The sequence below is a fragment of the Enterococcus sp. R12 genome (assembly GCF_058135755.1).
This window is the reverse complement of record NZ_CM176874.1, coordinates 529,872-552,070: the sequence shown is the minus strand read 5'-3', so window position 1 is coordinate 552,070 and position 22,199 is coordinate 529,872. Positions and strand designations below refer to the sequence as shown.

The window sequence follows — 22,199 nt, the reverse complement described above, 5'->3', positions numbered from 1 at the left end:
TCACGTTTGGTACGATCTTTTTTCTTTAATCTCGTGGGACAAAGCGTAAGACGATGCGATACTTCGGTACGAGCAAGTCTTCATAATACCCACCCTGATCGGCTTCTGTATCAACGATCCATTGGGGATAGTCTCCATAGAAGTCCCCCGTTAAGGAAATCGGCACGCGGCTTCTTTCTTCTAGGCGAACCAGGTGTTGTTCCTCCATCGCTTCATAGAGTTGGATCTGTGTTTCTTCCGTTTTTAGATTCAATCGCAACAGCGGGGTTGAGATATCGTCATAGGTCAGGGTTGGGTCTTCTTCTTCGCTTTCACTTTCGGCATAGTCGAGAGGATCTTCTCCCGCTTCTAATAAGACAATACTGGCACTGTCATCGATCGCCAGTTGATTGACGTAGGTATCCACAGCAAGTGGCGATTGATTGCGGATCTCATACGCTTGGCTTTCAAAATTACGATTCGATTCCGCCGTATTGTACAAGGATTCAAAGACCATTTTGGTTGGGATCGTCACTCGCATATGCTCCAGTTTCGAGGTCACATCGATACCGATAGTCATCTGGTAGGCTTTATTCCCCACCTCAAGAACAGCGAAGTAGCTGCCGTCTTCGTCCACTTCTCGTGTAAGATCCGTTTCTACGATGCGAAAGCCATCCGTCATATCCGCTTCCGTCAAGACGTCTGCGGCTTGCGCGCGACTTTCTTGAAGGATCAAAGCATCCAATGCCTCTTTTGTAGGTAACTCGTTGATCCTATAACGATCTAAGGTGATATTGTACGCTTCAAGGTCTACCCCTTTGATGACGGTTTGACGAGCTGTGACATCGACATAGGTCTCAATCGAAGGTTTTGATAAGAAAATCGACACTTCTGTCTCTGTTTCCAATCGTTCATTTTCTCTTAATGGAATACGGAAATAGCGATACAGCTGATTTTCATCACGATAGTCGCCCCATTCAATTCGTTCTGAGTTTTTGTCTAATTCAACGAGTTCTCCGTCAGTATTGGTATAGGAGATCAAGGTGACATCGGTATCCTCGTACATGGAACCAGTGATTTCAGTCGACTGATCACTCAATGCATCGATTCGGGCAACGAGGCCTTCTGGTTCTGAAAAAACCAAACGACGGTAGTTGTTTCCGCTGATTGCTGCAGCAAAGTCGACACCATTTAAGGATTCTAGCGACCCATCCGCATTCTGAACACTCAGGTAGCGAGAACGCGACTCGACATTGAAAGACCCCCACGAGGGATTCGATCCGCTATTGCGATTGATACGCAAGGTACCAGAAACATTGATGAATTCTTCTGTTGGTGCTTCCCCAGTGGTTGTCCAAAGAGACACTTTCTGATTATCAAAATTGATACTCAACCCATTCGCATTCGTATTGGTTCCTGAGCGAATCAAGCGTTGCAAAGTGGTACGGCTGTTTCCCGCTCGTGTCGTCGGGTGAACCAATTCGAATCGTTGTACGCCATTGATATTCAAGTTGGCCCGCGAATTTCTAAAATAGATAAGTTCGCTTCGATTGACTTCTGTCTCTACCAGAAATTGGGCATCTTCTCCTACTGTGATCGTATTGGCAATGTCGATCATTGGTCGACTTGTGGAGCGATTGACGGTCATAGCGGCATCTGTCAGGTGGAAATCGGCATTTTTCCCGATCGACATTTGACTAAAGCGACGGGTACTTGAGTTGAAGCCATTGGAGGTATTGGCATAAAAGGATGCCCCCTCTTCCATCACAAAACTTGCACCTCGGGGAGCATAGAAAGCACCACCGACTTGTTGAATGGACATCTTTGCGCCTTTTTTCAAAGTAGCTACACCACTCGTATTATTGATTCGAATCGCACCAGCATCATTTCGATTGCGCTCACGTAGAAGAGTAAATTCTGCATCTTCTCCCAGTGTAAAGGTATGGCTCACTCGAAAAGGCGAATCTGATAAGCCCGTTGCCACAGTCAGGTTTCCACTGGTTGCCTCAGTGTGACTGATTTTTGCCTCTTTCCCAGTAACAAACGAACGAATCGTTCGTCGACCTGTAAAGCCGTAACTAGCTTTCGAATCTATTTCAGCATTGTCACCCACATAGACATTCGTTGTCGTGGTTCCATAAAAGGCGATCCCCCGGACTTCGACAAATAGTTTACTTCTTTCCTCCATCGTAAACTGAGAGTTGGCGCGGGTCAGCCGAATGGCTTCCGCTGTTCGGGTAGATGTTCGCTGGATATGCAATTCCGCACCAGCTTCCAGTTTTAGTTCATCACGCAAGCGAACAAAATGCTGGTTATCATTTGTGCCATGTTCATATACAAAAATTTTTGTTTCTTCGCCCACCACCATCCTTCGTGTAGATCCGGTACTCCCTGTTAATCCTCGCCCAGAGGTGAGCTGGATGGTATTTTCTTTCCCAAAGTGCAGCTCACTTGTGGTGGCTGAACCAGTGAAGATGGCTCCTCGCTGCGAAATGGTCATTTGATTATTATCGCCTGAAATAAAACGAGCATTCGCCGCTTGTAATTGCATGAAAGCAGCGTCACCAGTCGTCACTTGTCGTTTCGCATTCAAGGTGACATCGTTGCCTGTGACAAAGGAATCTCGGACAAAGAACCGTTGGACATTTGAATTACTGCTTGTCCGTTCTTGCAATTCAATATGACTATGATCTTCCATCCGAAAACTCTTGACCATGGTGCTACCAGTAAAGCCATTGCCGGTCGCAGCATCGATCCGTGTGTTTTCTCCCACAAGAACATCTGCTAAAGAAGCAGTTAATAGTGGCCCTGTTTGATTTACATTCATTTGGGTGAACGCACCAAAGCGAACTTCCGCCTCAGAGGAACGAACATGAATAAATGCCCCGGTCGTTGTGCCCGTCCGCGTTCCTTCAATGATGGTAGGTTGGTCTGCGGTACTATTTTCAACGATGAAGCGGCGTCCGACATTAATGGCGGGTGTCGTACTGACTGTTCCATACTCAGATAGCTTTAACTGACTACCTGCTTGTAGCCGTATCTCTCCTAACGTACTGGTAGAGTTCCCAGAAAGTCCTTGTCCTGTGCCGACGTCCAGAGTTGCCCCTGTGGCTAACGTCAATCGGCTATCTTGATTGGCATTTGGCAAGGAGACCATTGCACCAGATTGGCGAATCGTCGTCACACTTCCTTGACCAAAATCAAGGCTTGCTGCGGTACCCGTCATGTGAAAGACGGTGCCAGTATTGCTGTTGGTACTGCGAGTGACAGAAATTTCAGCTTGGCTAGCGACTGCTACTTGGTTCATTTCAAAAATCGGTGTGGCATTTGAGGAGCGATGATTGATCGTCAATTGCCCTTCAACCAAAAGCCTTTCTGCCGTGAATAAGGTTGGAATGGAAGACGTCGCTGTCGTCACCACATTGGTTCCTTTGAAATGAAGATGTGCTTGGTTGTTATTCACCACGCGTCCTGCGGTAGTGGTCAGCTCCAATTGGGTATCTTCAAAAGTGATCGTTGATGCCCCAGTTGTTTGAGCCAGCCCTTGCGCTGACTGGATGCCTTGTTGCTGCACCCCTTGCCAAGTCAGTTGAGCAGGTGCCGCAAACTGCATCAGGTTCTCGGCTGCCGTCTGTGAAACGATCACAGGCATCTCTTGACTACGAAAAGTAACGTTCGTCCGTTGGATCCCACTGATTGGCTCAGTTAATGCCAAGTTGCTGGCAAAAGTAAGCACTAGCGATTGCTCATTAGCGATTTCTTCGTAACGATACTCCGTGCCCTCTTCATCGGTGAAGGGTTCCCCAAGTAAAATTGCCCGCAATTGCGCCTCACTTGCTACAGTCAGTGGGATGGTTGCAGCTTCTGCATCGAACCCTTCGACTTGCTCGTTTTCAGATTCTGGCTCCTCTTCATCTTCTGAGCTGTCTGGCGTTTCTGCTTCGGGCAGTGCTTCAGTTTCTTCTACTTCTTCTTGGCTAGCGGTCGTTGAATCATCGGTGGCTTCCGATGAGGTTGTTTGTTCCTCGCTGCTTTGCTCGGTTGACTCTTGCGTTTCCGATTGATCAGCAGAATTATTGGTTTCCTCCCCAGAAGATTGTTGCGTCCCTTCAGAAAGTGACTCTGTTTCTGCATAAGCAACTTGCTGGAACGCCATCGTCGTGTTGACGCCCGTGCTGCTCAGTAGTAATACGGCAGAAAACAATGTAAGTAATTTCATCATATCCTCCTTTCTTCAAGTCTTTGTTGCGTTAAGAAAGCTGAAAGCTAGGGAATAGCTCCTTGCTTTTTCACGCAAAGCTGTCTCAATATTCTTCGTTTTTGAGGGAACGACAAAAAAAGACATTTTGATGAATCAAATGTCTGGAGAAAGTTGTTAGATTAAGTTTTCATAAAATAATAACTACATATGAGTTCTGGATTCTCAAAAACGAAGGTTATTGGGACAAACTATTTGTAAGTATGACACGCGTGTTGCTTACTAAACTAAGAATAGCGTGGTCGTTTCTCAAAGGAAAATCATTATTTTCATAAACACCTGAAATAGATGAATAAATAACATACCTATTTAAACGCGTGAACAGCACAGCAATTGGTTTAAAAGAGCGGTTTTTGATGGGGATTTATTTTCCTTTCGAGGTGTTCCCAATCGCGATCATCCGGGAGAGATTTTAACAATAAGTAATCTGTTTTGACTTTATAATCAACAAGGTAGCGATTGTAATTGGTCACGATCAAATCGATATGGGCAGCATTAAGCGTATGTTTTGTTAAATATTGCAGTTGAACAAACGTCAATTTATGCTTGCTGCCAAATCGCTGGATCGCTCTTGTTTGGATATGCTGGCACACAAAATGATCCCCTTCTAAGAGGAAATAAATGGTTTTTGCTGGTGCATAATAATCGAAAATCAGCTCGCTATAAATCGTTAAACTGACACAGATGTCTTCTAAGTAAGCAGTAGACAAGGAGAGTTTTTTGCTCTGCTCCTTAAGAAATTGTAAGTTCTTTTGGTAACTCTCACTGTTGGAACGCATGATCACCTCTTTGATATCATCCATTTCCTTGTTCAAAACCGGCGCAATCGCATGGTTAATTTTTCTCGATAAAAAGAAAGAACGTAAAAATGTCGCAACCGTTTTGGCTTGTGCTTGGGGCACCTCATGGTTTTTAAGAAACAAGTCCGTCACAGTTGTGATGGCTTCGCCTTGATGAAATTGTTGGTAAAATTTTTCCTCTCGTTCTTCTTGATCCAAGGTTCGCTTGCACAAGGTGACTAAGTAGATCCAAGCGAATTCTTCTTTGGGCAGCTGAACCTGATAGATTTTTTCAATGCCTTCCTTCAGTGCGTAGAGCTTGGAAAAACTGTTCCCTTTATACGCTTGTCTAACCAGTTCTTTCGGCATAGTGATACGATAGCCGAGGCTCGCACGCTTGATGGCAATATAAAACGTGTAGTAAAACGCTGCGGGAGTCGCCCCAGATCCGATTTCATAATAGCCGAACTTGTCCTCCAATTGACCTAAGATCAAGTCATGCAAGGCTTGATCTGGAACCAACGTATAGATCGTTTCCACACCTTCGTAATAAAAATCTTTGAAAAACTTACGCAAGTTGGCTTCACTTCCTTCAATCGTTAAGGGATTAGATGCCCACTGCAAGCCATAGCTTTTTAAAATAGGGTTTCGCTGATTGAGTAGACGCCGAAACGTACTCTCTGAAAAATGATAATGATGTGCCAGCTCATCCACCTTAGATAGTTTGCCATGGAAAATATTCCCGATAATTTCAAATAAGCATTCATTTTTTAACAAGCTTTGCTTTCTTTTTTGATAGTCTGCTGGCTTTTTCTCTTCGAAAACAAACCCGCTATTGCCCGAAACGAGGGCAATACTGTCCCCAAAATATTCTTTCATGTATTTGATATCATTGGCAATCGTTCGTTGCGTCACCTGATTGCGCTCTGCTAAGTCGCCAATCGTGAACACACGGTCTCGCTCAATCGTACTCAGCAGCCGAAACAAGCGCGCAGTCGTACGGTTGCTGATGAAGGCCAATTGCAACTCTCTCATTCATCCCACTCCTTTTTTCAAGAAATTCTTTTCTATACTATTACATAAATAGCACACTATTTGGTAATTATATACTCAAATTTATATATTTTTAATCAAAAAACCTACTAAAAATGAAAAAAATAACGAGGAGAAATTCACTTTTTAGACTTATCATATTCTTTTTTGCTGGAGGAAAAAGAAAAAAGCCGCAAGCAGCGCTCGATGAAAGAGCTGCTTGCGGCTTTTTTTGGTTTTCTCATTAAAATAAATACTGGGCTGTAATCGAGGACTGGCACTCGATCAGTTTTTCTGGAATCCCTTCGTACAACACTTCGCCACCGCGAATCCCGCCATCAACACCGACATCGATCAGCCAATCCGCTGCTTTCATGACCTCAAGGTTGTGTTCGATCACGATCACCGTGTTGCCTTTTTCCACTAGTCGTTCGATGATCGCCAAAATGCTCTTGATGTCTGCCATGTGCAATCCGGTTGTTGGTTCATCCATAATGTAGATATTGCCTTTTTTGCTTAATTCTTTTGCTAACTTCAGTCGCTGGCATTCACCACCAGACAAGGTATTCAATGGCTGTCCAAGGGTCATGTATCCTAGTCCCACAGCCAAAATCTGTTTTAGTTTTCTTTGAATCGCTTTTTCCTCAAAGAATTCCACCGCTTCTGTGATGCTCATGGCAAGGACTTCATCGATCGACTTGCCTTTCAAGCGATACTGGTAGACTTCTTCTTTAAACCGTTTGCCGCCACAGGCCTGACACAAAACCTCGACGGAATCCATAAAGGACAGTTCCATCTTGATGGTACCGTGGCCTTTGCACGTTTCACAGGCGCCTTCGGAATTGTAGGAAAAAAGACCTGCTGAGACCTTGTTTTCTTGGGAAAATAACTTCCGAATGTCATTCATGATCCCAGAATAGGTCGCTGGATTGGAGCGGATATTTCCCGCCACCGCTGATTGATCGATCGTAATGGCTTCGGGGTATTCTTTAGCAAAAACCCCATTCACTAAACTGCTCTTTCCAGAACCAGCAACACCGGTCACCACTGTAAATACTCCTAATGGCACCCGCATTGCTGTATTTTTCAAGTTATGCAGCGTCGATTTTTTCGTTACGATAACCTGCTGACTCTGGCGAGGTGCTTCTTTAAAGTCCACCATCTGTCCAAATGCTTTGCCAGTCAGTGTATCTGAGCGCAGCAATCCTTCAAAGGTTCCTTCGTAGGTAATATAGCCGCCATTTTTCCCCGCTTTAGGACCAACATCGATAATATGGTCAGCTGCTTTAATGACATCTGGATCATGCTCCACTACGATGACGGTGTTTCCTTTGTCCCGTAGTTTGACTAACAATTCATTCAATCGATGGACATCCCTTGGATGCAGCCCAATACTCGGTTCATCAAAAATGTAGATCACATCGTTCAAGCTAGAAGACAAGTGTTTGACCATTTTTACCCGCTGACTTTCCCCACCAGAAAGGGTCGTCGTTTCACGGTCTAAGGAAACATAATCCAACCCGATATTGATTAGATCAGTGATTCTCGCTTGGATGTTTTGAAGCAGTGGTTGGACACTCTCCTCCGAGATTTCTTGAAGAGCCGTCAATAGTTCATCCACTTGCATCGCCAAAAAGTCCGCAATCGAATAGCCCGCGATTTTGCACGCGAGTACTTGTGGATTGAATCGTTTTCCCTGACAGTCAGGACACTTCTGCTCATTCATGAAAGAAGCGATTTTCTTCTGGGTAGCAGCGGAGCTTTCATTGCCACCTTTGATATTGGAGCGATTAAAACGAGCGACTAAGCCTTCATAGGTGGAACTCATCCCTTCCATATACAAGGAATCGATTTTTTCTCCTTGGGCATACAAAAAGCGGTTCATTTCTTCTTCGCTATATTCTTTCAATGGCTTGTCATTGTCAAAAAAGCCCGTATTGGTGAAAGACTTCAGCAGCCAAGAGCCGACTTTATAGCCAGGAAGCAGGATCGCCCCTTCGTTTAAGGACTTTTCAAGATCCAGTGCCTTTTCTAAATCTAAGCCGACGATGCGCCCAATCCCTTCGCAAGTGGGACACATCCCATGAGGATCATTGAAAGAGAAATTCCATGCAGGACCTAAATACGGTTGACCAAGACGAGAAAAAAGCAAGCGGATCAAGGGATTGATATCCGTGATCGTCCCTAATGTGGAGCGGGAATTGCCGCCTAAACGGCTTTGATCAACTACTACCGCCATCGAAAGATTGTCGATGGCATCCGCATCGGGCTGGCTATATTTTGGCAAAAAGTTGCGGACAAATTTCGAAAAGTTCTCATTCAGCTGTCGCCCAGCTTCTTGTGCGATCGTGTCAAAGACGATCGATGACTTGCCTGAACCAGAGACACCCGTGAAAATCGTGATTTTTCTTTTGGGAATCTTCAAGTCAAAGCCCTTCAAATTGTTCTGCCTGGCGTTGTGGATCGTAATGTATTCCTGCATGCTATACCCTCCCAGATTCTGTTGAATTTTTTCAGTGAGCGACCATTATAGCACAAACATTCTCGCTGTTTCTCGGAATTTTGAAAAAAAACTATGTTTATTTTATGTTTTGTTCTGAATGCTGGAATAGCAATGGTGGGGGCTTATGCGATTTTTCGATAACTGTTGCATAGGAAGGAATTTAGCGTGCGAACGAAGTTAGAAGACAGAGCGAAGAACGAGTATTTTGAATGACCTTAAATTGCTAAAAGGTAAAAAAACAGTCTATTTCCCCTTGCTTGCAAAGTGAAATGGACTGTTTTCATGAAATAACCTTTAACCGTTTGAAGCCGACTGTTATAGATCAGCTCAATGCAGTTGACGGAAACGTTTTGATCAATGTCATCGTTTCTTCTGCCCCATAATCCCCTTCGGCATATAAATCAAGATACTCTTCCAACAAATAGTCAGCAAGGTCTTGGGAAGATTGCGTAAAACCAGCCTTTTCGTAAGATTTGACTGCAGCACTATTTTTTCTCGATGGTCGCATCATCAATTTTTGAATGCCGAATGTTTCATGTAAATGATCACCGAGGGTGACGATCGCATCGGTGCCAAATCCTTTGCCGCAATGAATTTCCCGATTCAACCAGATATCCAGTTCTGCTATGCCGTCTTTTAGATGAAATGAGGAGTAGCTAATAAAGCCAATCGGTTCACCTGCATGTAGAATCAAAAAGCCTCTGCCATCTTGCGGTTGGGCACCAGTAAAGTAATACTCTTGATAGTCCTCAAAAAACTCTGCTTCAGTGGCGATCGGTGCATTAGGATAAGAAGGTGGTCCGGAATGATATTTTGTGGTTTCAGAGTGAAAACACCATTGATAGACCGCTTCTTTATCTTTGATTTCCGCAGGGGTTAAAGTGACTTTGTTGCCTATTACCATGTAGCATACTCCTTTGCTTAGTTAGTATATGATAGCTGCTGTGCCTATTTTAATCAAAGGTACTTTAGAAAACAACTGCTCGCCAATTCGTTTATTAAATATAGATTTCGTTTAGGAAAACAAAAAACCAATTGCTTTCTTTCATTTTTCAAAGACTTACTATGTAGGTTACATACATAAACAAGACCGAAACAGCAGACTTCCTCTCTGTTTCGGTCTTACTTCATTATTCAACATTCAACGAAAAATTTTTCTAACACTTCTTGCCTTTCATAGGCATGTGCTCATTTGTTCCACCTATCGATTCACTGAGACGGCCATTCGGTGATAGGTATGGCGCTTGCCTCTGATGGCGATGGATAGTTGCAAGATGTTCTCGGGATCAGCGGTCCCAGAAAAACCTGCATCTCCGATATGATGAAGGTCGCAGCCGGCACGTTTGCTAGTCAATGCCAAGGCACGGATCGTACCTTTATCTGCACCTTCCTGTGTAGTGCCAATGGTGCCCATGACCAACTTCTCTTTTTGGTGGATAAAGGCCACTAGATCACTCATATGTTGTTCACTCAGCCCAGGAATCGTGCCCGCGATGGGTACAAGAATAACATCGGCTCCAGCTTGAATGAACGCAGACGCAATTTCTTCATCTAACACGGGTTCATTGACACCAGCTCCGTGCATTTTTCCAGCAATAATGATCCCAGAGAAAACGGCTCTTGCTTGTTTGATTGCCGCTGTAATCTCTTTATTTGAAACGCCAGTGGAAGGATTTCCTGTCAGACAGATAAAATCAAATCCAAGTGCTTCTGCACGAGCCATGTTTTTCTTTGTTGCCAAACGCCCAGTAGCGATAGTTGTCAGCTGTTCCATCTGCTCCGCACAATCGTCGACAGGCTCAAGATTGACCCCAATAGGCCGCCCCGTTAAGCATTGCAAAAAGCGAATGGGGTCATCCGTTGTCGGTAATCCTTTGATAGCGCCATTTCCGCAATCAAATAGGTTCAGTAAAATCAAATCCGCCCCAAATGCAGCGACGAATTCAGCATTGGTGATTCCTCTAGACATTGGATCGATTTGGACATCATTTTCTGCAACGATCGTCCGCCCCGCACTTCCTCGGATACTTTCCAATAGTTGGTCTTTATCAAATGATTTAAAATCAGCTGCCGTGCAATTCAATAATCGTTTTGTCTTCATTTTACGCCCCACTTTCTGAACCGAGTTCACTGGCTAATGTCCGATTATCCAGCATTTTGAAGAATGGATAATAGATGGCGATAGAAACCGTCAGATTCACCAGTTGTAAGATTGCCCCCGAAATATGTCCGCCTGTGGCTAGATAACCGCCGATGATTGGCGGCATCGACCAGGGAACCAAAACGACGGCAGGTTGGACGATCCCCATGGCAACTGTCGTATAAGAGATGATATAGCAAACGACCGGCGTCAGAATATATGGGAACAAAATCAATGGATTCATGACAACGGGCAACCCAAACATGATGGGTTCATTGACATTGAAAACCGTTGATGGAAATCCGAGTTTCCCCAACTCTTTTAAATACTTGCTTTTACTTCTGACTAATAGCAAGATCGCTAAGCCCAAAATCACCCCACTACCGCCAATCCAGACAAAGGTATTCATAAAGGTATAATTGATGATATGCGGAATCGTTTCGCCGTTTTGAAAAGCGATTCGATTCTCATCGATCATTTGAATCCATGTCGGCTGCAAGACGCTCAAGACCAAGTCCCAACCGTGGATGCCCACTGACCAAAACAATGACGTAAACATGATGGCAAACAGTCCGCCTATAAAGCCTCCGCCAATGATCGACAATGGTTGTCCCACAAGACTGTACAGCAGATCATGAACATTCGTGTTGCCGAATGATTCCACTAATAAACGAATCACCCAGAAAAGCGAGAGGCAAAAGAATGAGGGGATCAATGCAATAAAGGAGCGACTGACCGCCGGGGGAACGTTTTCTGGCATGCGGATCACGATATTCTTTTGCACAAATAGTCGGAAGATCTCCGCCGTGATCAGGCTGGTGATGATTGCTACGATCAGCCCGCGGCTACCAAGATACGACATTTGAATGCCGCCATCTTCAATCGGAGTGACTAAAAGAAAAACCGAAGCTGCCAATACACCGGCAGATAAACCGCTGACGCGGTAAGTGGTTGCTAAACTATACGCAATAGCAAAGGAATTGAACAGCGCCATCACACCAAAGGTCACTTGTACGACAAAGTCTAATTTGCTGCGCCATTCCCCGCCAAAAATACTAGTAACAAATAGGTTAAAGCCTTCCCATGGAACGTTAGATAAAATAACAAAAATGGAACCGATAATAATCAAAGGCATCGTGGTGACAAGTCCATCACGGATGGCAACTAGATGCTTTTCACCGCCAATTTTCATTCCCCATGGCAGCATTTTTTCTTCCATAAATTTCTTTAACGAATCCTTCATAAGCTTCCTCCTTAACCTTAAAAGAACGCTGAAAGAGTGCGCTCAGGTATCTTTTCGAAGTGTGAATAGAAACCAAGGCTTGCCACCTTCAAGAACCTAGGATTGAAGTGCTGATCGCCAGAACGCTATTTCTATGAACACAGTAAGAACGCATGGCATTGGATTTCTCAACTATGACTGCCTATTTTCCATGCGACTGTCCTCAACTGATCTTCACACCTGTTATTTGCCGCAAACGATCCTGCGCATGAACTGTTTCAAACGACAAAAAAGGCATTGGACAAGATTGTCCAATGCCTTTGGCATAGCAAAATAAGCGTCCAGCATCCCACGGTTTTTGCCCAAAAACCTGCCTGAATCTACTAGAAATCGACAAGAAAATCGGGTACAATAAACACGTTGATGCCTTTGGCGATCAACTATGGCAACTTGATTGGTCATCCTGTTTAGAGAAGTGACTGATCAGGGCCTCGTAAATCTGTTGGCGCAGAGATACGAGGTGCCTATTTTTTTGGTTTCTATTCGCTTACATTTTATAGAATGTTTTTGGGAAAAGCAAGCGAACATTGCAACAAAATTGTAAATAATGGTCAAAAAAATAAAAAACTATTGTGATTTGTTCGATTGAAACAGAAAATAGTAATTGCTTTGCGTATTTATAAAAAAAGGAGGACCGAATCATCCATGATTCAGTCCTCCTTTTCGCGCTAGACGAATACAAACAAAATTCCAGAGCAGATCGTGCCTACCAATAGCCCACGAATACTGCCTTCTCCTTCATTGGGTAACTCAAATTTGATGATATTCACCAGCAAAGCGCCGGTGATCAAGGCTTCAATGATGACCACCAAATAGTAGGGCAATGAAACAAAGAGGGAGAACGCAGCTCCCGCGAAAATACTGAAGGAAAGCACAAAGCGGCCATATTTGTTATAGAGGGCACCATGATGATGATAGAGCAGCCAATCGTTCATGAGAAAGTGCAAACCAAAGGCAATAAAGTAGGTCAAAATGTAAAAACGCTCTGATAGCGTATTGGCAATCACGATATAGCCGATCATGATATTGTAGATCACATGAAAAGCGATATCCGACCAAAAAAAGGCGTTTTTGGCACTGGTGATGTCTTTCTTTTCTAACACCATAAACGTTCGCTCATCGATTTTGTAGATCACGTAACTGAAGACTAAGCCAAACAAAACGATGCCATAGACCCCATGACTATAAAAAATCCCCGAATTCCAGCCAAATTCATCGATCAACACCGTTTGAAAATACGCCAAATGGGGCAATAGATGAACGATCGCATAGGAGATCCCTACACCAGCGGCAAAGGAGCTCATGTATTGCACGTTTAGTTTTCTGGATGAGATAACATTTGAAGATAGATGGATGAAGATAAACCCTAAAGTGATCATGCAATTCACAAGATTGTTTGTTAGATACGTCATAGTTTTCTCCTTCTTACATTCCGTTTTCGGCATCGTTTAATCGCAATTTTCAATAAAAAATTCTTTTTAATTAGTTATTTTTGGTTATTTTCATGAAATATTCTTGTTTACTATACAGTAAGTGAGCTTGGGGGGCAATAGGTTTTTTAGGTTTTTGGGGAGAAATATTTTTCATAGAAAATGACCTTCATTGTTGCCGATTTTTTACCGATGATCTTGTCTTCGTTTTCGGATAGGATAATCTTGTTTTTGCTCTAGCAGACACTAGGTCTAACTTCATTTTTATAAAAAATTGCGCTTATTTGAAGTTAACTTCAAATTTCCGAAAAAATGTAACCAATTTGAAGTTATCTTCAACTTTCTCAATTATGACAGATTTTTGACGTTCGTAACCAATCACTGATGAATTCAGAAAGCCGTTGTTGCTCCTGTTCCATCAAAAAAAAGAAGCAAGAACTTGCAGCGTCCTTGCTTCTTTTTGTTACAATTCATTATACTTCTTTTTCGAATCTTTACTTTCTTTCACCGGATACTTCATGTTGTTTTTTTCCAACTTTTCTTTGATGATCTCATCAATATCAAGACCCAAATTGTCTGCCAGCATATAGGAATAAATCAGAACATCAGCAATTTCTTCTTTTAGATGTTCGAAATCTTGAGTGGCTTCTTCAGGTGTTTTCCATTGAAAAATCTCCAACAATTCGGCGGCTTCGATGGAGATAGAAATAGCTAGATCTTTTTCATTATGAAATTGTCGCCAATTGCGATCATCTCGGAATTTATTGATCCGTTCCATTGGAGAGGGGTGGTTTTGCATGGTAGGACTGGCTCCTTTCGTTTTGTAGGGTTAAGAGCTTTTGGCGCAGATTAGGATTGATTGCATAGATGTAAAGCCCTTTGATTGCTCGTTTCATTAATACATTCAATGAATTAAGGATGATCGTTTCTTTGGCTTTCTTCGTCAATTCTTGGTTCATATCGTCACGTCCCGTAAACGCCCCTTTGTCCTCGTATTTATCGATATCGATGACAAGCTGGTCGGTCTCTGGATCGTATCTGGTCGCTCCGCCCATGTTCGCTTCGTATCGGTCGTATTCCAGGGCAGGTTGATCCCACCAGGATCTACAAGATAAGAAGCTCCGTCTTTCTTATGAACATAATCGAATGTTGAGATGATCCGTGACAGACCTTCCTTTTTATCGAGAGAAAAAATTTTATTCTTCAACGCATCATGGGTTTCCATAATCTGAAGCTCAAAAGATGCTGTTGATTCTGGAATCGGTGTTACACGTTTTTCTACGATATCATCGATCCATTGAATAATTTGGGGACTACTTTTCATTCTTAATTGATCTTTTAGCTTAAAACGAGAAGCATTGTACCTTTTCTGAAACTGATCCAGTTTGTCCTGATCCTAGTAACTTTTGATTTTCAATACTTGTTTCGGATCAAAAATACAAATCGTAATTTTTGCTCGCTTGATAATCTCTTCTAGTTGGTTTTCATAGTGAAAACTGTTATAGCTGTCTTTCTTCGTTAAAAGGAAATGGGCCTCATCCACAATAACGATGTCTGGGTGCAACTTCTGATTATCTGTTTTATTAATAAAGGAAGTTGGCTTTAACATATGATTCTTTTTTAAATTTAGCAAACTTTCTGCCACTGTATGATAGGTTTTTAACATTTCTGAATGGTTGACCAACAAATAGTTATCGGTGCCTTTGAATACAGGCTCTGATTTTGTATAGTCTTGAAGGGTGTTATAGAGAGATGCTAATAAGACGCTCTTTCCCGTTCCAGCTTCTCCTTCAATCATCGAGACTTTTTGTGTTTCATCCTGCTGAATCGCTTGTTTACAGTACTCAATGATTTCAAGTTTTATATCTAACTGTTCTGGCGTCAGTTCTTTAAAAGGGGATAATTTATATACATCTTTGTTGCGAATCATATCGATTGAGTGCTACGCCAATTGACGCCTTTGCAATTCTTCCCATAACTCTTGGAAGACCACTTCATCATAATACTCTTTTTCATAATACTGATGCATCTGTACCTGTCTTGTTTGACTGACATTTTGCAACTGAAACTGCTCATCCCCAATGAAGTGATTGATCAAATTGGTTTCGATATTGTAGGTCGCTGATTGATTGAATTTTTCATGACCAATCAGCAGTACTTCTTTAATTTCTCTGCGCTTAGAGTTATTCAAGTGCTGCTTCAACCGTTTGTTCACTTGAACCGTTTGACCAATGTACGCAACAGGTCTTTTCTTTTCATTTCGGTTGTAGAGTATGTAAACGACTGGGTACTGATCGATATATGCCGTCATTATGCTAGATAGCTCACCTTTCTTGAAATGATGATCTTCTATGATTAGTTGGTTGGTCATCAATTATTTCTCCGTTGTTCGCTTGATTTTTATTTATACATAATGATGTATTGAGAATGCTTTCACATAAAATACATGTTTACAATACAAAGGAATCGAATACTATTGATTCTAGTATAGCATTGTGATCTTTGTTCTTAAAGCATTTGACGGATGAAGAGCACTGAAAAATCTTGTTCGCCAATCCTTTTTCAAAATCACTTGATGAAACCAATCAGCAATATTCCTCCAAGTATGCAAGCTCCCCCCAAACTCAATAAAAGAAATTCTTTACGCTTTTTCTTCTGCTTGAAAACCAACAATCCGCCATACATGGAAATCAAAACAGCAAATTGTGAAAAAGTGAAACTCTTCGCTACCCCTAGCATTGGAATCATTAAAAATAGACTAATGTTCGCCATACTCCATGCAATGCCCGTACTAATATTTTTTCTGATTTGCTGCCAATCAATTTCTCTTTGTTTAGAAAAAGCAAAAACAGCTGATGCACTCCACATACCTATTGCTTGCGGAAATAATATATCTGAGCCGCTTACTTGAAATGCCTGCGGCAAAACTACATATACGGTTAAAGCCGCAGAGGAAAGCAACAAAAAAGCAACTGCTTTTCGGTTTGTCCGCTTTTGATTCTCTAATGTTTGTTTCTCTTTCCATGACGTCAGCCATATACCAAGTACAATCAGAGATATTCCTCCGCTGCCAATCAGCCACATGGAAACATTTGTCCACTCTTGGAAAAAGAAGGCGGCAACAAAGGTTGTCCCTATTAGTTGAGTACCATTAGAAATAGGTATCGCTTCTGATACCGGTAAAAATTGAAACGAGTAAAATTGGAAGTATTGTCCAATCGCCCAAAAACATCCAGAAATAAATGCGATCATGACGGAAATATTCGTAAATTCTGGTTTTATAAGAAAAGTAAATAACAAGCTGACTGACACAGCAGCAGTTGTCGTTCCAACTAACTGATTAATTGGTTTGGCTCGAGTCAGCTTCGCAATAAGCGGCATGACACCCCAGCCTATCGCTGGTAAAAAATAAAAGAATATCATCATTTCTCCTATAATATACGCTTAAGAAAAGACTGAGCGAAAAACTCAGCCTTTTCTTGCGTTTTTAAAATTGATAGCAATCGTCTTGTATCGATACTTGTTGATTTGTTTTCAGCAGTTTTCCTTTCGAAAGATCAGGTGAAACAACGATGATAGCTGCATCTTTTTTTGCTTCAACCAGTTGCTGCAAATCCATCTCAGCTAATAAAGTACCACAATGCACTTTCTGACCGATGGTGACGTGAATAGAAAAAGGTGCCCCTTTTAGTTCAACCGTATCAATCCCCATATGGATCAAAACTTTCTCTCCTGATTTACTGCCAATTGTTATTGCATGATACGTTGGAAAAATATTTTCGATCATTCCTTCAACGGGAGAATGGACATGACCGTCATGACCGATGATTGCATAGCCCTCCCCCATCATTTTCGAGGAAAACACTTGGTCTTTTACAGCTGCCAAAGGAATAATTTGACCTTTTGCCACAGCTCTCAACACTTTTTTTTCTTTAAAAAAGAGCACGTTCTATCACCTCTACTTTAATTCAGGCCAATATTCTTTATTTGCCTCAATCATTTCATCTAAGATTTTTTTAGCCACTCGCGCATTCGGAACGGTCTGATTCAATGTGAATGCCTGCAATGCTTTTTGATAAGACTCTTCAAAGTAAGCATCAACAAGGAGCTTTTCAGCAGCCACTTGCGCCTCCATTAATCCCTTGTGAAAATCACAAATTGGTTCTCTCAGTGCAATCGGCTCCACTCCCGTTGCTCCCACGTATGCAGGCACCTCAACTACGGCATCCGAACGCAGATTAGGAATCGCTCCTTGATTGGGCACGATCAGCATAAATCGGCGCCGTTCATCATTTAATAAAGATGTCGCCATATCCACAATGTATTGTCCATGCTCACCAAAGTTAAAATTTAAGACATCTTCTTTCTCTCCGCGTCGGATTTTATCTGCCATTTCTTTGGTATTTTTCTCACGGCCATCCATCACCATATTTGCTCGCGTGTATTTTTTGTCTGTGTGCTCTACAACCATATCTGGATACAAATAATACTCTAAGTAATTGTTAGGGATATTGTTTGGAAAATTTCTCGTGATGACTGACATCATTTGAAACGCTTCTTGCCAAGTTTTATCCCCTGCATTAAAGTCAGCAACCTGCATTTCTTGTGTTGTCAGCTTTTCAATAATTTCCGGCATGATTTCTCGTTTTAACTCTTTATCATAGATAGAGGTATACCAACCAAAATGATTTAACCCATAATATGTCGGTATCCAATTTTCACGGTTGTATCCATAGTTGACGGCAATCGTTTCTTCGATCGAAATGGTCATGTCGCATGCATTGATCATTTTCGCATTTGGGTACGTTCTGCGAACCGCTTCAGAGACGATCGATTCTGGATTTGTATAATTCAAGATCCATGCTTCAGGTGCATAGTCTTGCACATAACCGACGATCTCTAGCAATCCTTTCATTGAACGCATGCCGTACGCAAAACCGCCTAATCCACAAGTTTCTTGTCCAACTAGCCCATGATTCAAGGGGATTTTTTCGTCTTTTTCTCTCATTTTCATTCCGCCAACACGAATCTGTGAGAATACAAAATCACAGCCAGTAAACGCATGCTTAGGATCTTCTGTTGAAATGATCTGAACATCTGAAAAGCCCTCTTTTTTCAGCATAAACTGAATAATCAAGTACATATCTGCATTTCGTTCTGCATCAATATCATACAAACGGATTTCAGCTAACGGTAAACGTTGTGCATTATTTAAAATAGCCTGAACAATTCCTGGTGTATAAGTACTTCCGCCTCCAGCGATGGTAATGATTTGTTTTTTCATCCTATTTTCTTCCTTTCTATTGTTCCAATAATTTATCAAATTCAGCCATTACATATGTCACTTCTAACCCAATGATCACTTGATAGTTTTTTTCAGTTGGCTTGATAATCCCGCTCACGCCTAATTGCTTGATTCTTTGTTCCTCAACTACTGAAGAATCAGCAACTTCAACACGCAAGCGTGTGTTGCAGCTGTATGCATCCAAAATATTGTTTTTCCCGCCAAACGCTTGGAGCATTTTTTTTGCCATGTATTCATAATTTTTGCTCGCCAATCCCAACTCTGTTTCCTCTAGAGATATTTCTTCCCCAAATTCTGTCGCAGTTTCTCGGCCCAATGTCTGGATATTTCTCGCTTTAATCAAATAATAAAAGGTAAAGTAATACAAGGCGAAAAATACGAGCCCGATTGGAAGGATCAGAATAGCATTTGTCGCGATTCGGAAATTAATAAGATAATCTACAATACATGCTCCGAAAGTGAAACCAATTCGTATATTAAACAAGTAACAGACGATCCCTGCTAGCCCAGCGAAAAAGGCATGGATCACATACAGCATGGGGGAGAGAAACATAAAGCTGAATTCAACAGGCTCTGTAATATTGGCAATAAACGAGGTGGCAGCACCGCTTCCCATGATTCCTTTAACCATCTCTTTGTTTTCTTTATACGCTGCTTTGTAAATCGCTAAACAGATAGCTGGTATTCCAAACATCATCACCACAAAAAAACCTGATAAAAACAATCCTGCCTGCGGATCGCCATTAATAAAGCGTGTCATTTCTCCTCGGAAAACTTCCCCGCTAGGCGAAGTATAGCTTCCTAAATCGTAATATACATAGGTGTTCAAAACGTGATGCAAGCCAAAGGGAATCAACAATCGATTTAAAAACATAAAAATCCCAACACCGAGTGCCCCCATGTCAACCAGCATTTTGGCAAAATTGTCGATACCCATTTGTATGATCGGCCAAACCAAACCGAAAATAACCGCTGAGATCGTCTGTAAAATCATTACCATCGTCAAAGGAAATTTTTCACCCGCAAAATAAGAGAAAACCATCGGTAATTTTTGTTCCTTAAAGCGGTTATAAGTCCAAGCGGCAATCAGTCCGGAAATGATGCCCCCAAAAATACCCATACTTACTGCTGGATTCATAATCTCCAACCCTTTTTTCAAGGTAGCTATTGCTAAGAAACCAGTAAGTGCTGGTATTCCTTTGTCTTTGGTTTTAGCAAAACCAATTGCGACCCCAATCGCAAACAAGATATCCAAATTGCCGAAAACTGCATTGCCGGCCGCTCCCAAAACGGGAATATTCAACATGTCGTCAGCTGATAGCCGCATGATCAATCCTGCTAGCGGCATTGCTGCAACTGGCAACAACATTGCCCGCCCCAACTTTTGTACATTTGCTTTAAAATTCGTCATTATTACATTCCTCCTATATTAAATTGTTTTATACGTAGTTAATTCAATCAACGGATCTTTCTTTACTTTCTGAGCAAACGACGAATGAATCAAAAATTCAACCTGCTTCAAACGAGGATAAATGAAACTCGACCCCTCTAATAACTCCTGATCCAAATAAGCAGTATGACACATGACTTCGATCGTTTGGTTCCCTTGAAGCTTTTTATACAAATCCTTCAAATAGGCTTCAATAGACGTACTAATTTGTCTTTTCTTCACCTCTTTTTCTCCCACGTCATCAAAATACGGCTCAAAATAATCGACATGCCGCACTTCTTCACTTCGCTCAAAGTTTCCTCTGACGGGCAAATCATATTTTTTGGCTAAAGCAATCACTACTTCCTGATTGCTGCCAAAAGAATGCGTATGGTGATGGCTGTCTAAGTGCGTAGGCAAGATCCCAGCTCGATATACTTTTTGAATCTGAGCATTCCATTCTTGATAGAGCTGATCTTGGTCAATAGCAAATGGTTGCTGATAAAACTTCAACGGTCTAAATCGGCCACCTTCTGTTAGACTATCAACGTTTTCCAAAAGTGGTTTTCCGCATGTTAGGGTCAAATGAACCCCTACTCCTAGACCCCGCACCTCCTTTTTTAGTTTCACTGCATGTTCAAAACCAGGCATGTTCGCCATCAATGTTGTCGAGGTGAGGATCCCTCGCTGGTAGGCATCTAAAATGCCATAGTTAACACCATAGCTGTAACCAAAATCATCCGAATTAAAAATTACTTTTCCCATTTCATTCTTCCTTTCTTTTTCCGATAAAAAAGCGCAACCAAATGAGCATAGCTTGTGTGCTATGTTTCATTCGGTTGCGCCTACCAACTAGTTACGCCCAGATTCACTTATTTAATAGATACGTGCTAAATGAATGGCTAAATAAATAACTTCATTCTCTTGAACCGCCAGCTGAAACTGGTTTTCTATGATCTCCTTGATTTTTAAAGCTGCTTGGTATGCTTCGCTGCTCTTAAAAGTTTCCGTAAAAAAGCCAAAATTTTCTTCTGGAGAGGCTTCGTTATAAATCAAACGCTTGACTAAGAACTTGATATGGATCATTAAGCGATGATATGTCAGTGATTCTTTATCAAAGTTTTCTAAATAAGATTTTTCTAAATAGCTCAAGATCGTTGTCGTCATTTCTAATATTTTCAAACTGTTCAAGCTATTGGGCTCACCTAATTCCGCATTTATAATGTGCATCGTGATAAATCCGACCTCATTTGCACCCAATTCCGTTTGATACTGGTGATTGATCCGTTCAACTACCTCGACAGCTGTATCATATTCGGTTGGATAAAGAAGTTTCATTTCTGGTAGCATAATGGCAGTTACATGACTGTCTTCTCTTTTTCTTTGAACGGCAAAATACATATGATCTGTCAATGTAATATAGATATTGGAATCTAATGGAGAGCTGATCCTAGTGGAAATCAGTTGAATCATCTCTTCAGTAAACTCAATAAATTCAATCGGGATTTGTGCAGCGATCTCACTAAATCGCTTTGTTTTTTCTTTTGAATCCAATGTGAAAATTTTATCTGCAAACACTGGATCAAATGGCTGATTGACTACCGCTGAAAACCCAAGACCTTTCCCCATTGCTATTTTTTCAACTCCATCATCATCAATCAAAACGGCATTATGATTCAGTTTTTTTACCACAAACATTGATTGTCCCCCTTTCCGCATAGTTCTTCAAAATTAGAAGAACTATTTTTCTGAAACTATCGAGTTGTTTTCAAACAATAAAAAACGACCAAAGAAAGAACCCTTTCTTCGGTCGTGCCTAATTTAATAGTAGCACCCTATCACTTATGGACACAGTTTAGCATACTATGAAACCGGTATCAAGGGTGAATTTATTTTTTTGAATAATTATTGAGAGTGACAAGAATTGCTCAATCAATTATATTGATTCTCTTTTATTCAAAAAAGAGAAAACAATCGCTCTTTTATAAATATTTTAATGAACAGTTAGAACAAAAAATGTATAGAAATATTTCTATTTCACTTACATAGCACTTAGGGTTCC

Annotated in this window: 15 protein-coding genes and 1 pseudogene; all 16 read right to left on the bottom strand. The window is 41.6% G+C overall.

Features of this window, described 5'->3' with window-relative positions; translation table 11 throughout:
• Positions 1-25: 25 nt before the first annotated feature.
• Entirely contained in the window at positions 26-4,198 is a 4,173-nt protein-coding gene (locus ACTW1R_RS02550) for a hypothetical protein (RefSeq protein ID WP_271815064.1), read from the bottom strand.
• A 377-nt stretch (positions 4,199-4,575) separates the two neighbouring features.
• On the bottom strand, positions 4,576-6,051 hold the full coding sequence (locus tag ACTW1R_RS02545; RefSeq protein WP_087626874.1) for an AcpB/EbpR/MafR family transcriptional regulator: 1,476 nt from the start codon (positions 6,049-6,051) through the stop codon (positions 4,576-4,578).
• Between the two features lie 241 nt (positions 6,052-6,292).
• Positions 6,293-8,530 carry an excinuclease ABC subunit UvrA gene (locus tag ACTW1R_RS02540; RefSeq protein ID WP_271815044.1) on the bottom strand — a complete coding sequence of 746 codons (2,238 nt, stop codon included), beginning with the start codon at positions 8,528-8,530 and terminating at the stop codon, positions 6,293-6,295.
• A 343-nt stretch (positions 8,531-8,873) separates the two neighbouring features.
• Complete coding sequence (locus ACTW1R_RS02535; RefSeq protein ID WP_271815043.1) at positions 8,874-9,455, bottom strand: GNAT family N-acetyltransferase; 582 nt, start codon at positions 9,453-9,455, stop codon at positions 8,874-8,876.
• A gap of 297 nt (positions 9,456-9,752) precedes the next feature.
• A complete protein-coding gene (locus ACTW1R_RS02530; RefSeq protein ID WP_271815042.1) occupies positions 9,753-10,652 on the bottom strand; it encodes a DUF7916 family protein in 900 nt (299 codons plus the stop codon).
• 1 nt (position 10,653) lies between these two features.
• Positions 10,654-11,934, bottom strand: coding sequence for a PTS cellobiose transporter subunit IIC (gene celB, locus ACTW1R_RS02525; RefSeq protein WP_195265273.1), 1,281 nt, complete (start codon positions 11,932-11,934; stop codon positions 10,654-10,656).
• Positions 11,935-12,641: 707 nt separating this feature from the next.
• Positions 12,642-13,385, bottom strand: a complete 744-nt coding sequence (locus tag ACTW1R_RS02520) for a hypothetical protein (protein WP_167822129.1) — start codon at positions 13,383-13,385, stop codon at positions 12,642-12,644.
• 481 nt (positions 13,386-13,866) lie between these two features.
• Positions 13,867-14,202, bottom strand: a complete 336-nt coding sequence (locus ACTW1R_RS02515) for a nucleotide pyrophosphohydrolase (RefSeq protein ID WP_086293966.1) — start codon at positions 14,200-14,202, stop codon at positions 13,867-13,869.
• Positions 14,165-15,201, bottom strand: a pseudogene (locus ACTW1R_RS02510) (DNA/RNA helicase domain-containing protein). Before ACTW1R_RS02510 ends, ACTW1R_RS02515 begins: the two are co-directional and overlap by 38 nt.
• 144 nt (positions 15,202-15,345) lie before the next feature.
• Positions 15,346-15,774, bottom strand: a complete 429-nt coding sequence (locus ACTW1R_RS02505) for a GIY-YIG nuclease family protein (RefSeq protein ID WP_242596004.1) — start codon at positions 15,772-15,774, stop codon at positions 15,346-15,348.
• 197 nt (positions 15,775-15,971) lie between these two features.
• Positions 15,972-16,829, bottom strand: a complete 858-nt coding sequence (locus tag ACTW1R_RS02500; protein WP_489927384.1) for a GRP family sugar transporter — start codon at positions 16,827-16,829, stop codon at positions 15,972-15,974.
• A gap of 61 nt (positions 16,830-16,890) precedes the next feature.
• Entirely contained in the window at positions 16,891-17,349 is a 459-nt protein-coding gene (locus ACTW1R_RS02495) for a PTS glucose transporter subunit IIA (RefSeq protein ID WP_086293964.1), read from the bottom strand.
• Positions 17,350-17,361: 12 nt separating this feature from the next.
• The gene (locus ACTW1R_RS02490; RefSeq protein ID WP_086293963.1) at positions 17,362-18,687 is read right to left on the bottom strand and encodes a family 4 glycosyl hydrolase; all 1,326 of its coding nucleotides are present in this window, start codon (positions 18,685-18,687) and stop codon (positions 17,362-17,364) included.
• Between the two features lie 16 nt (positions 18,688-18,703).
• Positions 18,704-20,119 (bottom strand): PTS transporter subunit EIIC, encoded by a 1,416-nt coding sequence (locus ACTW1R_RS02485; protein ID WP_086293962.1) that lies wholly within the window; start codon positions 20,117-20,119, stop codon positions 18,704-18,706.
• An 18-nt stretch (positions 20,120-20,137) separates the two neighbouring features.
• Complete coding sequence (locus tag ACTW1R_RS02480) at positions 20,138-20,902, bottom strand: carbohydrate deacetylase (RefSeq protein WP_086293961.1); 765 nt, start codon at positions 20,900-20,902, stop codon at positions 20,138-20,140.
• Positions 20,903-21,013: 111 nt separating this feature from the next.
• The gene (locus ACTW1R_RS02475) at positions 21,014-21,835 is read right to left on the bottom strand and encodes a PRD domain-containing protein (RefSeq protein ID WP_061053730.1); all 822 of its coding nucleotides are present in this window, start codon (positions 21,833-21,835) and stop codon (positions 21,014-21,016) included.
• Positions 21,836-22,199 lie beyond the last annotated feature (364 nt).

Excerpts from the sequence above, each read along its gene's own strand:
- ACTW1R_RS02485 (WP_086293962.1), bottom strand. The coding sequence starts at position 20,119 with ATGACGAATTTTAAAGCAAATGTACAAAAGTTGGGGCGGGCAATGTTG.
- ACTW1R_RS02535 (WP_271815043.1), bottom strand. The coding sequence starts at position 9,455 with ATGGTAATAGGCAACAAAGTCACTTTAACCCCTGCGGAAATCAAAGAT.
- ACTW1R_RS02540 (WP_271815044.1), bottom strand. The coding sequence starts at position 8,530 with ATGCAGGAATACATTACGATCCACAACGCCAGGCAGAACAATTTGAAG.
- ACTW1R_RS02500 (WP_489927384.1), bottom strand. The coding sequence starts at position 16,829 with ATGATGATATTCTTTTATTTTTTACCAGCGATAGGCTGGGGTGTCATG.
- ACTW1R_RS02520 (WP_167822129.1), bottom strand. The coding sequence starts at position 13,385 with ATGACGTATCTAACAAACAATCTTGTGAATTGCATGATCACTTTAGGG.
- celB (WP_195265273.1), bottom strand. The coding sequence starts at position 11,934 with ATGAAGGATTCGTTAAAGAAATTTATGGAAGAAAAAATGCTGCCATGG.
- ACTW1R_RS02530 (WP_271815042.1), bottom strand. The coding sequence starts at position 10,652 with ATGAAGACAAAACGATTATTGAATTGCACGGCAGCTGATTTTAAATCA.
- ACTW1R_RS02490 (WP_086293963.1), bottom strand. The coding sequence starts at position 18,687 with ATGAAAAAACAAATCATTACCATCGCTGGAGGCGGAAGTACTTATACA.
- ACTW1R_RS02550 (WP_271815064.1), bottom strand. The coding sequence starts at position 4,198 with ATGAAATTACTTACATTGTTTTCTGCCGTATTACTACTGAGCAGCACG.
- ACTW1R_RS02475 (WP_061053730.1), bottom strand. The coding sequence starts at position 21,835 with ATGTTTGTGGTAAAAAAACTGAATCATAATGCCGTTTTGATTGATGAT.
- ACTW1R_RS02545 (WP_087626874.1), bottom strand. The coding sequence starts at position 6,051 with ATGAGAGAGTTGCAATTGGCCTTCATCAGCAACCGTACGACTGCGCGC.
- ACTW1R_RS02505 (WP_242596004.1), bottom strand. The coding sequence starts at position 15,774 with ATGACCAACCAACTAATCATAGAAGATCATCATTTCAAGAAAGGTGAG.
- ACTW1R_RS02515 (WP_086293966.1), bottom strand. The coding sequence starts at position 14,202 with ATGCAAAACCACCCCTCTCCAATGGAACGGATCAATAAATTCCGAGAT.
- ACTW1R_RS02480 (WP_086293961.1), bottom strand. The coding sequence starts at position 20,902 with ATGGGAAAAGTAATTTTTAATTCGGATGATTTTGGTTACAGCTATGGT.